Genomic DNA, 14,522 nt, shown 5'->3' on the forward strand with positions numbered 1-14,522 from the left:
TTCCCCTGCGTTGATCTTGCACTTTGGCCCGCGAACGGAAAAGCCATTTTCAACTCTCCATAATGTTAGGAAAGATCCATGATTGGACTGTCCATATATATGGCAAGATTTGTACCACCGCTTTTAAATCAGACACTTACAGCCTATTAATGTCATTTATCCCATTAAATTCGGAATATAGGCATATAGATATTGGATAGATTGTTGCAAGAACGAACAATAATTAGACATACTAAATACAACTCATTGTTTTTAAGGGGTATATCTACAAACGAGACGTGTCCCAAAAATGAGAATCATCAGTTTGTATAGTCCAATTTAAACAGCTAATGCCTACCTGTTTTTTAATGATCGGCACTTAATCTGTGAGGCTAAATGGTGTTTTTCTTGGTGATTAATTGACAGGTTCCTGTTTGCCATCAATGCTTACTTGTGGAAGGAAATAATCGAGCAAAAATCGTCAAATACTACAGAGATTGTCTGTGGTTTCAGAGCTTATTGGGTTTGAGTTTGCCTCAGTTGTTTTAGCTTTAGTGCTCGCTTGATCACAAGGAAGATAAGACACGGGACGAATCTTATGGAAAAACAACTCGAATGCGATGCATATACTGCCTCCACAGCCACCGCACCTTTAGACAAAAATTCTCACGATGGTAGTCATATTCTCTATTTCAGGCCCAGAACTGAAGAAAAGCACGACCTTCCTGAATTAGAAAATGTTCGCATTCTGAATAACCATGTCCTTGCTGCAACAGATGCTCAAAGTGCCAAACAAATGATGGCATCAAAACGATTTGAACTAGGTATCGCAGCCTGTCACTTCCTTGATGATAAAGTGCTAGATGAGCTGAAAGAGATATTCACCTATGACGAGAATATTCTCTGGATCCTACTATTACCTAAGTCATTTGTAGACAACCCGCAAATCACCTCTCTAATTAGTCATTATTGCTTTGACTACCATACCTATCCTGTTGAAATTGAAAGGCTCGGCATTATTCTAGGCCATGCACTAGGTATGACTAAATTAAGGAACAAAGCGCTAACGTCTGCCTACAAAAAGGACAACCAATGCTTAATTGGAGAAAGCCCTGTCTTTAAAGAGATTCTTTTAAAATGCTCTAAAGCAGCGAGAGTTGAAGCGCCTGCATTACTGATAGGTCAAAGCGGCACAGGTAAAGAGCTTTTTGCTAAGTACATCCACGAACATTCAAATCGAAACGATAAACCATTTATTGCCGTCAACTGCGCTGCCCTACCTGCAACCCTTATACAATCAGAGCTTTTCGGGCATGAGAAAGGTGCATTTACTGGGGCTGATTCACGGCGCATAGGCCGTTTTGAAGAAGCGCACGATAGCACCATATTCTTAGATGAAATTGGTGATTTACCATTAGATATGCAAGTTATTTTATTGCGTTTTCTCGAGACTAAAACGATTGAACGACTAGGAAGTACAAAAACAATCCATGCGGACGCGCGGGTAATTGCGGCGACTCATGTAAACCTTGAAGAAGCAGTTAGAGAGGGTCGATTCCGAGAAGACTTATATTATCGCCTGAATGTCCTACCACTCGATGTACCTAACCTACAGTCTAGGGGGGCTGAAGATATCAAACTGATCGCAGAATATTATTTGGACCGATACACCAAAGATAACGATCTCAAGAAAAAGAAATTTAGTTCATGTGCACTGCAATTAATGGGTCAAAACCACTGGTCAGGTAACATCCGTGAACTAATAAATCGGGTATGTAATGCCGCAATTATGTCTGACAGCATGATAATTACAGCCAAGGATATGGGGCTAGATAGAAGAGAAGATGAACGCCGTCTCATGCCACTAGAAGAAGCAAAAAGCAGGGCTGAAAAAGCTGCGATTCTTAATGCATTAAGGCACGCTAACAATAACGTGACCGTTGCTGCATCTATATTAGAGACTTCACGTTCATCTTTATATCGGCTACTCGAAAAGCACCAGATATTAAACAATTAGTTTTCTTACCAAGGTAAGACTTCACCGTTTGAATGCCAGAATGTACCTGTATTTTCCAGATTAAGCTCTTCAATACGTTGAGAAAGCCTTTCCGCAGCCTGATCAGGTGTAATATCACCTACTCCACCAATCATTTCTGTTCCAACTAGTCCAGGGTGTAAGATCGCAACGGCAACACCTTGAGGTTCCAGATCCCGTGCTAAGGACATACCAGCGATATTCAGTGCTGCTTTGGACATACGATAACCGTATCGACCGCCGCTGGTATTATCGGTGATAGATCCCATACGGCTTGTGATTAGCGCGACCTTTGCCGATTCCGCTAAACTATCAAGTAACGTCTCCGTTACCAATAGAGGCGCTAATGCGTTCGTTTCAAATTGATCGCGAATAGTTTCGACATTCAAATTGCCAAGAATCTCATTTCGTAAAATACCGGCATTGTTAATCAGCAGATCAATTTTGATACCTGCTAAGGCCGTTTTTAACTTCTCTAAACCTTCATTTGTTGCAACATCTACAGTATCAATAACTTCAACACCCAACTGTTGCAGCTCAGGAGAACAGGTACGGCACGCAGCAAAAACCTTATACCCCTTAGATTTGTATAACGCGGAGAAAGACAAACCTATACCGCGGCTAGCACCCGTAATTACGACCGTTTTTGACATAATAGAACCCTAAGAATAGATCTTGTATTACATGAAGTTAGCATCATGTAAGTAACTTTGGAGAATAAACTACAACAGAATAATGAAGGATGTATACGTTATTCTCTGGGGTATAAATACTGATTTGCCAATCTATCGTATTCACCGTCTTTTTTTAGCTGGTCTAATGAACTCTGCCATTCGGATATCTCCTCATCAGGAGTCTGTTTTGAAAAAGCGATATAACCTTCACTTCGATATAAAACGATTGGCGTTTTTTTGATGATCTTTTCTGAAACACCGCTGGTTTTGAAAACATTCGATACCTCGTGAAGTGAAACAGGCGTGTAATCAACTCGTCCTTCAGCAAGAAGCCTGAAACAACTGTTGTAACTATTGGCCACTAAGATCAATACAGGAGTCTCAGCTTTTAGGATTTTCTCGTGCCTACTCCCCCGTAGCACACAAACCCTTACCTCCCCAGAAAACTCAAGATACGAAGTAAGTTGCTTTGTATAACGGGTATTTTTAAAGAACTGAACGCTGTCAGACTGTAATGGGCCAACCCACTTAAACAGGTCTTCGCGCTCTTCATTACGACTGATATTGAAGATTGCATAATTTGGTCCCTGCTTTACAAGATCCACCCCCCTTAAAAACGGAACCTCTACTGGGTTGAAAGGAATCTTACGTAATTCCGACATAGCTCTAACCAATTCAAGGTTAAACGCTCGACGCCCAGCGTGTTCTATACCCCTGATTGCTCCAGAGTAATCTTTATAGACGGATTTTTTCAGGTTGTGAGTGAGAAATTGAGTGGTATGGGACGAGACTTGAGAGTCGGCATAGATATAACCGCAGAAAAGGAATATCAGGGATATAAGCCAGCCTACTCTCATCCGATTACTCCAAACTTCTAAATCTAGTATGGGATTCAGTTAATAGTTTAGACAAGAGTGCTTACCTAATAGCTAGATTACTCAGTGTTTATCGTGAATATACTAAGCGCTTCGGTTAATATCGCACTTAGCATAACTTAAGGAATAGATTATGGCGCAAGTTGGACCACTGATAGATACACTCAAACGAGAACTTAAAGCTCAAGGTAAAACTTACTTGGATGTTGCTGAAATTCTTGATTTAAGTGAAGCGTCTGTAAAGCGACTTTTTGCTGAAAAGAACTTTACCCTCACTCGGCTAGAAGCTATCTGCGACATGCTTAATATCGAGCTATCTGAGCTCGTACAGAAAATGAGTAAAGATCAGTGCCAACTGACTCAATTAACCAGAGACCAAGAAAAAGAGATCGCGAACGATCTGATTTTGTTGTTAATCACAGTCAGCGTGATTAGTGGAATGACGTTCTCTGACATACTTAATGCTTATGAAATTCCAGAAACAGAGTGCATACAAAAACTAGCTAAGCTAGATCGCCTTAAGATCATCGATCTTCTGCCTGGGAACCGCGTAAAGCTTCTGGTTGCCCCTAATTTCCATTGGCTACCTAATGGCCCAATTCAGCAGTTTTTCCAAGAAAAGGTCGAACAAGACTTCTTTAGCTCACGTTTCGATAAAGCCAATGAAAAGCTGATCGTGACTAATGCCATCCTGACCGATAGCTCCAACGCACGTCTGCAAAAAAAAATGGAGCGACTCGCTGCAGAATTTAACGAATTGATGCAGGAAGACCACTCTGCCCCGCAACAGAAAAAAAGTGGTACGACCATGGTGCTAGCCATCCGCCAATGGCAATACTCGCTATTTAAAAAGATCTCTAAATAGTATTGCTTGATATTTGCTTACGAAGTTAAACCAAAGCACTGCCTTCACTGGTTACTGTTAGCTTCCCTTCTTTTGTGAAAGAGAGCTCAACTGACGGGTACTGTCGGTTATCGCCGAGTAGATAACTGTATTTGTCGATAATGGCATCTATCTCTGCTTGTGAATTGGCTTTATCCATCTCTTGTCGGTATGGCTCAAGCTCTTTGAAAGCCGCAAGGTGTGATGCCAAAGCATTAATAGTGCTTAGCTCTTTAGCGATAGCCGGTTCTTCTTTCAATGCTTGTTTAAGCTGATCGGCATAAGGGTAATCAGCTGGTAAAACTATTTGTCCTTTACCGTCATAATTGATCGATTCAGGTGCTTCTGGAATGTTGTGACGGGACAAGAAATCTGGGAACACTTTTGAAAGATGATTCTGTAGCGCGCTTACGTTCTGCTCATTTGGCAGCAACAAGCCCTCAATATCGAAGATATCCCCTTCATGGGCTGGCTTTGCTTGGAAGTAAGTGTCTAAATCGTACTCTTTATCACCTTTTGCCGTACTGAGAGTATAAACAGACTCAGATTCGCTTAGCTGTTTTGCTTCTTCCGTTAAGAACACTGTATTGCCGCTTACAGAGGCTGATCGGCCAGAGTTTGCCAGATCGACACTTTGTCCGGAGTCATTCGGATTTGTACCTATTAAGCTAGAAGACTGATAACTACTGGAGATATACATATTTAACTGCGTCTATGTTAATACATTAAAACAAGGAATCTATGTTCCGATTGGATAGTGAGCAATCTTCAGGCCAGTTCATAAATAGGTTGGTATTATATTTTGATACTTATAGCTGTTTAATATAAAACCTATTTCAATTTCATTTTAACAATCGCCTAAACATCACAATCTTGCTCCCATCAATAGATGAGGATCAAGCGATGAAACACTCAACTCCTAACCTAAAACGCAGCAGCCTATTCACAGCGATAGCACTAGGCAGCGCTCTTTTGATGAGCCCATACAGTAATGCTGCAGGACTATTAAAACCGAGCAATGCAGGGTATGAAGAGCTAAAAATCAAAGAACATCATGTCGATGTTGTGATTGAAGATATGTACGCAACCACAACGGTGGAGCAAGTTTTTCAGAACCCTAACACTACTGATCTAGAAGCTATTTACTCATTCCCAGTTCCAGATAAAGCGGCCGTTGGTGAATTTAGTTATTGGATTGATGGCCAACCTGTTACAGGTGAAGTCGTTGAGAAACAACGTGCCCGACAGATCTACGAGCAGGAAAAACAAAAGGGAAATGAAACTGCCATCGTAGAGAAAGACCAATACAAAACGTTTGATATCTCTGTCTTTCCTGTAAAGGCTAATCAAGAAGTTAAAATCAAATTGGTCTATCTCCAGAATACCCAGACGGATACAGGAATTGGACGATACGTATACCCTCTTGAAGATGGTGGTGTTGACGAGCAAAAACTGAGCTTTTGGGACCGCAACGAAACGGTAAATGAGAAGTTCTCTTTTGATGTGAAGCTAAGAACCAGCTATCCCGTTGATGGTTTACGAATGCCTAAACACCCAAATGCATCCTTCCAACAACTTAATGCCTATGAATGGCAAGCTAGCTTGATCAATTCAGCTAACAATCTGAACCAACAGCAGCTAGATCTTGAGCAAGCAGAACTGACCGAACAGAATGAGTCTCAAAGCCCAGAAACTACTATCAATAGCGCTGTGACGACCCTGGATAAAGATATATTGCTGTACTGGCGTCACGCTGAAAACCTACCTGCAAGCGTGGATATGCTCGCGTACAAAGAAGAAGGCTCAAGCAAAGGTACTTATAAGCTGACGTTAACACCGGGTAGCGACCTCCCAGTAATGACTCAAGGTCGAGACTGGGTGTTTGTACTAGATATTTCCGGTTCTATGCACGGGAAATTCTCATCCCTGATTGAAGGTATTAGAAGCGGCTTAACACAGTTGAACCCAAATGATCGGTTCAAGATCGTATTATTTAACAATCGAGCTCAGAGTTTCACTCAGGGTTACCTACCTGCTGATCAACAAACGATCAAAGACACATTACAACGTCTAGATCAGGTACAACCAAGTAGCGGTACAAATCTATATGCAGGGCTTAAGACCGGCATTAACCAACTTGATTCAGATAGAAGTACTGCTGTCGTTTTAGTTACAGATGGCGTTGCCAATGTAGGCACGACCGAAAAGACTAAATTTTTAAATCTACTAGAGCAGCGTGATGCCCGCCTATTTACCTTTATTATGGGTAACAGTGCCAACCGTCCTCTTTTAGAGGAGATGACGCGCGTGTCGAATGGCTTTGCTCTACAGATTTCAAACTCGGACGATATTAGTGGTCAGCTCCAGATAGCCAAAGGCAAGATGGCGCATGCTTCTTTGCGAGATATTCAGATCGAGGTTGATGGTGTAAGAAGCAAAGAGCTCGTAAAACCGCGCCTTGCTAATACCCTTTACCACGGTCAACAGCTAACTCTGTTTGGACACTATTACAAACCAGGCAAGGCAGAAGTAAAGCTGACCGGCACAATCAACGGTGAAAAGAAAACCTACAAGACCAGCTTTAATCTACCTGAAGTTGCAACCGACAACCCTGAGTTGGAACGTCTATGGGCATATGCAGCCATTGAAGAGCTACAAGCAGAGATGGACTACCTAGGCTCTGACAAAGATGCTGAGCAAGCGATTGTTGATACCGCTGTGGAATATGGCTTGGTAACTGACTACACGTCTATGATCGTTGTTAGAGACGAAGTATTTAAAGCGATGAATATTGAGCGCTCGAATCAAAAACGCGTTGAGAAAGAACAGACCGCGCGTAAAAACCGAGCACAACAAGCGATAACCACTCAGCAGAATCGTGTAGATACTCAGCAACCGATGTTTGTTGATAAATCAAAGGACCAGGGTAACCAGAGCCAAACTAGGCCGAGTGTTTCTTCAACACGCTCAGGTTCAGGTGGCGGCGCCGTATCACCTTGGTTAGTGGTCTTTATCGCTGTAGCCATTGCGCTTGTACAGATTCGTCGCTTTAAGCGCTAAACAGAGCTGAAACGATGATGAGTGTGTTCACTTCAATCGCAACCGCCCTTCGGGGCGGTTGTGACTCTCGTAACGCTCTTAAATGTAACGAGCAGCCAACACAAGCACCGCTGATCACCTTATCTATGATTGTCAGTGTCTTGAGTATTGGATTACTAAGTTTTAGCTTTCCTATGCTTTCATGGCTCTGCTTTGATTACGCCCTAATTACAGAGCAACACCAATACTGGCGTTTAATTACGTCACATCTGGTACATAGTTCTACAGAGCACTTGTTTTGGGATCTAATAACCTTCACAGCTGCGGGTGTCTATTTAGAGAATCGTGACCCAAAGCTATTCATATATGGATTGCTTGCAAGCCTAGTTACCCTATCCATCTATCTGCTATCACCACTGACCGATATAGCGCGATACAGTGGCCTATCAGGGATCCTCTACGCTGTAATCTGTTTAGCAGCATGGCAATGGTTAAGAGAGGAAAAAGGCTTTATCGCATGGCTACCGTTGATAGCGATCGCTGTTAAAACGGTTACTGAGATATTTATGCAGGATACAGTCTTTGTAACTGAAGGATGGGAGGTATTTAGTGAAGCACATCTCGTTGGGGCTGGTACTGCATTGTTGCTAGGCTTTTATCAGGCTGTAAGTAGTGCTGATTTGAAACCATTTCATGGTTTCCAAAAGGCAAAAAGCGCCATTAAGAAATCTTAATAGCGCTTTGATTTATAAGATCTTTTAGCTTTCTTGGTTGTTCGCCAAGAAGAACCAAGTATCGAGAACAGAATCAGGGTTCAAAGATACTGTGCTAATTCCTTGCTCCATCAACCAGCGAGCTAGATCAGGATGATCTGATGGACCTTGTCCGCAAATACCGATGTACTTGCCTTGCTTCTTACAAGCAGAAATCGCCATTGAAAGCAGCTTCTTAACCGCTTCATCTCGCTCATCAAATAGGTGCGCAATAACGCCAGAATCACGATCTAAACCAAGCGTTAACTGAGTTAAATCGTTAGAGCCAATAGAGAAACCGTCAAAGTGCTCTAGGAACTCGTCTGCAAGCAATGCATTGGACGGGATCTCACACATCATGATTACACGTAAACCGTTCTGACCACGCTTCAGGCCGTTAGCAGCAAGCAAATCTACAACCTGTTTCGCTTCACCCGGAGTACGTACAAACGGGATCATTACTTCGACGTTTGTAAGCTGCATCTCATCGCGTACGCGCTTAAGGGCGCGACATTCAAGTTCGAAGCAATCGCGGAAGTTTTCAGAGATGTATCGGGCTGCGCCACGGAAACCAAGCATTGGGTTCTCTTCACTTGGCTCAAACGCATCACCACCGATTAGATGACCGTACTCATTCGACTTAAAGTCCGACATGCGTACGATCACTTTCTTCGGATAGAAAGCAGCAGCAAGTGTAGAAATACCTTCAACCAGACGATCTACATAGAAATCGACAGGACTGCTATAGCCAGAAATACGGCGAGAGATAGTCTGCTGTAGTGCGGGTGGCTGCTGATCGAAATTGATCAATGCTTTAGGATGCACACCAATCATGCGGTTAATGATAAATTCAAGTCGCGCTAGACCTACACCCGCGTTTGGTAAAGCCTGGAAATCAAATGCACGATCAGGATTACCAACGTTCATCATGATTTCGAATGGTAGATCAGGCATCGATTCTACGCTGTTGGACTGGTGTTCATAATCCAGTTTGCCAGCATAAACTCGACCTGTATCACCCTCAGCACAAGAAACTGTTACAAGTTGACCATCAACAAACTGATCCGTTGCATCACCACAACCCACGATCGCTGGAATACCTAATTCACGAGCAATAATTGCCGCATGACAAGTACGACCACCGCGGTTTGTGACTATAGCTGCTGCGCGCTTCATAACAGGTTCCCAATCAGGGTCTGTCATATCAGTTACTAGCACTTCACCCGGTTGTACTTTTTCCATTTCATTGATGTCATGGACGATACGTACATTACCGGAGCCAATTCTATGACCGATAGATCGGCCTTCAACGAGTACTTGGCTAGTTTCTTTAAGAAGATAACGCTCAATCACCGCCTGATTACTGCGACTCTTAACCGTTTCAGGACGCGCCTGAACTACAAATAGCTCGCCTGTATCGCCATCTTTAGCCCACTCAATATCCATTGGGCGGCCATAGTGATTTTCGATCTCAATGGCGATTTTTGCTAATTGCTGAACGTCGTTATCATCGATAGAGAACTGCTGGCGTTCAGCTTGATCAACTTGAACAGTCGAGACTGGATTGTCTGAACCCGGCTCGGAGTAAACCATCTTGATCGCTTTAGAACCGATCGTTTTACGAATAATCGCTGGCGCACCCATTTTTAGGGTTGGCTTATAAACGTAAAACTCATCTGGGTTAACCGCGCCTTGTACAACGGTTTCACCTAAGCCGTATGCAGAAGTAATAAAGACTACGTGGTTAAAGCCAGACTCTGTATCCAACGTAAACATTACACCCGAAGAGCCAGTTTCACTGCGAACCATGCGCTGAATGCCCGCAGAAAGCGCTACTTCACTGTGTTCGAAACCGTGGTGTACGCGGTAAGAGATAGCTCGATCGTTATAGAGAGAAGCAAATACCTCTTTGATCGCGTGCTTAACATTGGCAAGACCACGAACGTTTAGGAATGTTTCCTGCTGACCAGCAAAAGAAGCATCCGGTAGGTCTTCAGCCGTTGCAGAAGAACGAACCGCCACAGCAATATCTTGGTTGTCCGCAGACATATCAGCCCAGTAAGCTTCGATAGCTTGATCAAGTTCTGGCTGAAACTCTGCTTCCATGATCCAATCACGTACCGTCTTACCGGTCTCTTTTAGTGCTTGGATATCATTGGTATCAAGCTCTTTAAGCTTGGCGTTAATCTTATCTTCTAGACCGCCATGAGTTAGGAAGTCACGATAGGCATCAGCCGTAGTTGCAAAACCATTCGGCACTTTCACATTAGCGCCAGTAAGTTCTTGTAACATTTCGCCAAGAGAAGCATTTTTACCGCCTACTCTTTCTACGTCATTCATTCCTACCTGATCTAGGCGCAGTACATAGTTCTGCAACTGTATATCTCCTACTCTGGTGTATAGTTATTACTTCTAATAATGGTGAGATCTTACTGCACTCAGCAGCAAAAATCCCCTGAAAAAAGCGCATATATGGTGGATTATTTTGATGACAATCAGTCTATTGATGAAATCATAACCAGTCGCTGAAATATGGCTACAGATCATAGCCACAACCCTGCTCTACTTCTGGTATAGTCAGCCATATATTTTTGTTGCAGATTGTAAGTAGACAATGAAACGAACAGCTTTTTTTATCTCAGACGGCACAGGTCTTACCTCAGAAGCATTGGGGCATAGTTTGCTTGCTCAGTTTGATAGCATTGAATTCGAACAGATTACTCTTCCCTATATTGATGACGTTGAAAAGGCTCGCGAGGCCGTTCAGAAGATCAACCAAGTTGCCGAGCAACATGGTACTCGTCCTTTGATCTTTGATACGGTCGTAAATGAAGATATTCGTAATATTATCGCCGAATCGAATGCCTTTAAAATCGATGTTTTTTCTAGTTTCCTAAAACCTCTAGAAAACGAGCTTGACGCCCACTCCAATTATTCCGTAGGTAAATCTCACGGTATTGTTGAGCGTACTCGCTACAAGGACCGCATAGATTCAGTAAACTTCGCTATCGATAATGATGACGGTGCGCGAACACGCCAATACGCTAACGCCGATATAATTCTTGTTGGTGTGTCCCGCTGCGGTAAGACACCTACGTGTCTTTATATGGCGATGCAATTCGGTATCCGCGCGGCAAACTACCCTCTGACTGAAGAAGATATGGAGTTTAATCGTCTTCCAGAAGTACTAGAGGAGCATAAACATAAGCTCTATGGTCTGACGATTGATCCATTCCAGCTTTCTGCAATTCGTCACGAGCGCCGCCCGAATAGCCGTTATGCTTCACTTGATCAGTGTGATTTCGAAGTACGTGAAGTTGAGCGACTGTTTAAGAAACTCAATATCTCAACGATCAACACCACAAACTTCTCTATTGAAGAAATATCTACTCGAATCATGGCTCAAGCCGGTCTTGAGCGACGAATGAACTAACAAAACAAAAAAGGAGCCATTCGGCTCCTTTTTTTATACCTCACAATAACCGCAGTTTTTACTACACTTCAGCCATTTTAGCTGCCATCTCTCTGAATTTTTCGGCTTGTTGTGCTTTGCCTGGCATCGCCTCTAGTGCATCAGCCATTAGCTCACAAGCCTGGACTTTACCTTCATACTGAGGAAATTCACGATGAAGACCATTCAGTAACTTAATTGTTAACTTGTGCTTACCTGCTTCAAAACAGTGTTTAGCAATCTCATGACGAGCCGAGGGATCTTTTAACTTGAAGCCAGGATCATATTGATAAACACGTTGGATCAAAACCGGAATTAATGATTCTCGATTAGATTGCTTGAGACATTCAAGATAAGCCGGCAAGAATGCACTAGTATCATCTGAGTTTTGAATTGCGCAGAGGTAATCGAAATAACGGTTAAATATATCCAATTCTTTCGGGAACCGTTTTATCCCCTCTTTAAATTCGTAAGACACATCCTCAAAGCGCCCCTCTTTCGTAAGCACTTCGACCTTATCCATAAAATGAAGTTTGTCTGTTCTTATCTGCATTTCATCTTCATCGAACCGGCTAGCAAAGCCTAAAGCGCGTTGCTTTTGGAACAGCAAGTAACCCATCAGATGAAAGATCACTATGAGATAGTAATAAGAGGTGATGCTCTCCAATATGTTCGAAAAGAAATAGAAATCAGAAAAGAGCTGATTAAGCGTTGCAACAGAAGCAATCATGATCAGCAAAAAGACTAACAATAAAAGATAAGAGCGGCCTAATTTGCACACCAATCTAATCAACTCAATTGGGTTTATTGCAGCGCCGATACTTTCAAATCGAGCATAGTTAATAAAGACTGCTGGAAGTGAAAACAACCAAAACATGGCAAATGCAGTTGTGACGAAATCACCGAACGTCTTCGAAACTGCCAACATCATCAAACCAATGGCTAGGAAAATGGCAATGATGTGAATTATCATTTTAACGCCGCCACTATAAGCTTCAGTAACCATAGGGGCTCTCATACTGCCATCGGCGGTTTGCTGCAAGCAGAGAAAGCTAAATTTAGTAGTTACCCCGGCAACCAAAATAGAAAGAATAAAACCAATCAAACCGCCAATAAATGCACCTACGGCGGAGAGTACTGATGCGCCTAAAATAAGCATCAATACTTGGGTGTTCATTGGGTAGCGAAATGCGAGATCCAGCCGACGCCAGAAAGGTTCAATATTAGCTCCTGCACCTAAGCTATCTAGTCGCTCACCACAACGAACGCAACGGATTTCATGGTCTATTTCATCAACACAGCTATCACATACACTAAGATGACAAGCACTACAGTGATAGGTTGATGCTTTTAAAGGGTGGTATTTACAATGATCCATATAAACCCTAACGACTAATTAAATAAACCACGACGGCTGCGTTCATAAATTTCATCTGCAGCAGTGGCATAGCGTTTACATTTAGCATCGTGTTCCCTTTCACCAAATGCTACAGATAGTTTCCTAGCTAAATGACTAAACTCCTCAGTTTTCATTCCACGGCTATAGAGCATGGTAAAAATCTCTTCAGAAGTTTTAAGGCTTGAGAGTGTAGCCATTTTCCAAGCAAGTTGTAGCAAGTCATCATTCTTAAGCTCTTCTTGAGCAAACGTGCTGCAATGCCATAGCTCTTCTATCTTATCGAGTTCTTCATCAGTGGGCTTTTCATAAGTGAGAAGTTCTAAAGCTACCGATCGATAATCGTCGTTTTGTTGTACCTTTAGGATTTCATACTTCACGCGTCTCAGTTCAAAATCAGAACCAAACTTCTCTTCAAACTCATCAATGGCTGAAATAGCTGTTTTAAAGGAGAATTTACCTATTAGGTGGTAAATTTTGTCTCGCGCCTTAACGTCTTCTGCAAGGTCCTCCTCTTTTTCGAGGTATTCTTCATCCAGTACTTTTGGCGAAACCAAGATTGTAGTAAATATCAGCAGTGCACCTGCGATAAACCCGCCTGTATGCGCCATGAAAGCGACGTTAGAGTCGGTTACAGTGGCAAACTGATATAGTTCGTTAGCAATGTAAAGTCCTAATACCCATAAGGCTGGCGCGCGCATGAAACCGACAAAGATAAAAAACCAATAGAAAAACTCTATCTTCTTAAAACGGAAAACACCTAAATACATTGCCATAACTGCTGAGATTGAACCTGACGCGCCTACTAAAGCACTAGGGCTCTGAGCATTAACAAATAAGAAAAGTACCCCGCCGGCGATTCCGCCAAGCAAATAAAAGAGCAAAAAGCGAAGGTGACCAATGGTTGCCTCTACGGCAAAACCAAAAATAACTAAGAAGAATATATTGCCTATCAGATGGAAAAAATCACCATGCAAAAACTGGTAGGTAACTAAATCAAGGGGCGAGAATGCTTTGGGTTTTAAACCATGGCCAAAGATCGTTGTACTAGAAATGAGATCATATAGCTCAGTACGATTGAGCCAATAATCACCGGTGCCAGGTTCATTAAAGCGGACTTGGTTATAGCGGAGATATTCAAAGAAATTTAAGTCACTTAACAAATAGTAACTTAACTCAAGGGTGTTCCCTGCCCGATGTAGATTCTGATATTCGGCTATTTGCTTATCAGCTACCCCATCCTCTCTGAGATAGTTGAGGTACATTTCCCACTCAGCATTGAAATACTGTAGTTCTGTGTAACGATTAAGTGCATCATTAATCATCTCTTCGTCTTTATCTTGCGCGAAGAAAAACACCAGCACATTCAATATAACCAAGAAAAACAGTACAAAAGGAGGTCTTCGCCAATCAAATTTTTTCTCAGTTGGGATTATGA

The 14,522-nt window shown here is 42.5% G+C and carries 11 protein-coding genes; 5 read left to right on the forward strand and 6 right to left on the reverse strand.

From position 1 onward, the window contains the following. Positions 1-577: 577 nt before the first annotated feature. Entirely contained in the window at positions 578-1,996 is a 1,419-nt protein-coding gene (locus tag ACMXYN_RS08765) for a sigma 54-interacting transcriptional regulator (protein ID WP_415891473.1), read from the forward strand. Positions 1,997-2,001: 5 nt separating this feature from the next. Here the strand turns inward: ACMXYN_RS08765 and ACMXYN_RS08770 are convergent, their stop codons facing one another. Further along, positions 2,002-2,667, reverse strand: a complete 666-nt coding sequence (locus ACMXYN_RS08770; protein WP_415891474.1) for an SDR family oxidoreductase — start codon at positions 2,665-2,667, stop codon at positions 2,002-2,004. A 98-nt stretch (positions 2,668-2,765) separates the two neighbouring features. Beyond that, the gene (locus tag ACMXYN_RS08775) at positions 2,766-3,545 is read right to left on the reverse strand and encodes a substrate-binding periplasmic protein (RefSeq protein ID WP_415891475.1); all 780 of its coding nucleotides are present in this window, start codon (positions 3,543-3,545) and stop codon (positions 2,766-2,768) included. Between the two features lie 151 nt (positions 3,546-3,696). Between ACMXYN_RS08775 and ACMXYN_RS08780 the strand changes: the two genes are divergently transcribed. Beyond that, positions 3,697-4,428, forward strand: coding sequence for a helix-turn-helix domain-containing protein (locus tag ACMXYN_RS08780; RefSeq protein WP_415891476.1), 732 nt, complete (start codon positions 3,697-3,699; stop codon positions 4,426-4,428). A 25-nt stretch (positions 4,429-4,453) separates the two neighbouring features. Here ACMXYN_RS08780 and ACMXYN_RS08785 read toward each other — a convergent pair whose 3' ends face one another. After that, a complete protein-coding gene (locus ACMXYN_RS08785; protein ID WP_415891477.1) occupies positions 4,454-5,146 on the reverse strand; it encodes a hypothetical protein in 693 nt (230 codons plus the stop codon). Between the two features lie 203 nt (positions 5,147-5,349). Between ACMXYN_RS08785 and ACMXYN_RS08790 the strand changes: the two genes are divergently transcribed. Further along, positions 5,350-7,506 carry a VIT and vWA domain-containing protein gene (locus tag ACMXYN_RS08790; protein ID WP_415891478.1) on the forward strand — a complete coding sequence of 719 codons (2,157 nt, stop codon included), beginning with the start codon at positions 5,350-5,352 and terminating at the stop codon, positions 7,504-7,506. Between the two features lie 14 nt (positions 7,507-7,520). Then, positions 7,521-8,219, forward strand: a complete 699-nt coding sequence (gene rrtA / locus ACMXYN_RS08795) for a rhombosortase (RefSeq protein ID WP_415891479.1) — start codon at positions 7,521-7,523, stop codon at positions 8,217-8,219. A 24-nt stretch (positions 8,220-8,243) separates the two neighbouring features. On the opposite strand, the gene ppsA is transcribed toward rrtA, so the two are convergent. Then, positions 8,244-10,613, reverse strand: coding sequence for a phosphoenolpyruvate synthase (gene ppsA, locus ACMXYN_RS08800; RefSeq protein ID WP_415891480.1), 2,370 nt, complete (start codon positions 10,611-10,613; stop codon positions 8,244-8,246). 238 nt (positions 10,614-10,851) lie between these two features. Here ppsA and ACMXYN_RS08805 point away from each other — a divergent pair, with 238 nt between their 5' ends. Further along, on the forward strand, positions 10,852-11,670 hold the full coding sequence (locus ACMXYN_RS08805) for a pyruvate, water dikinase regulatory protein (protein ID WP_415881266.1): 819 nt from the start codon (positions 10,852-10,854) through the stop codon (positions 11,668-11,670). A 61-nt stretch (positions 11,671-11,731) separates the two neighbouring features. On the opposite strand, the gene ACMXYN_RS08810 is transcribed toward ACMXYN_RS08805, so the two are convergent. Both ACMXYN_RS08810 and ACMXYN_RS08815 read right to left on the reverse strand, forming a co-directional pair. Continuing rightward, complete coding sequence (locus ACMXYN_RS08810; RefSeq protein ID WP_415891481.1) at positions 11,732-13,066, reverse strand: B-box zinc finger protein; 1,335 nt, start codon at positions 13,064-13,066, stop codon at positions 11,732-11,734. A 14-nt stretch (positions 13,067-13,080) separates the two neighbouring features. Then, complete coding sequence (locus tag ACMXYN_RS08815) at positions 13,081-14,409, reverse strand: rhomboid family intramembrane serine protease (protein WP_415891482.1); 1,329 nt, start codon at positions 14,407-14,409, stop codon at positions 13,081-13,083. Between the last annotated feature and the right edge of the window lie 113 nt (positions 14,410-14,522).

The organism is Neptuniibacter sp. PT8_73, assembly GCF_047778045.1.
Classification (GTDB): domain Bacteria; phylum Pseudomonadota; class Gammaproteobacteria; order Pseudomonadales; family Balneatricaceae; genus Neptuniibacter.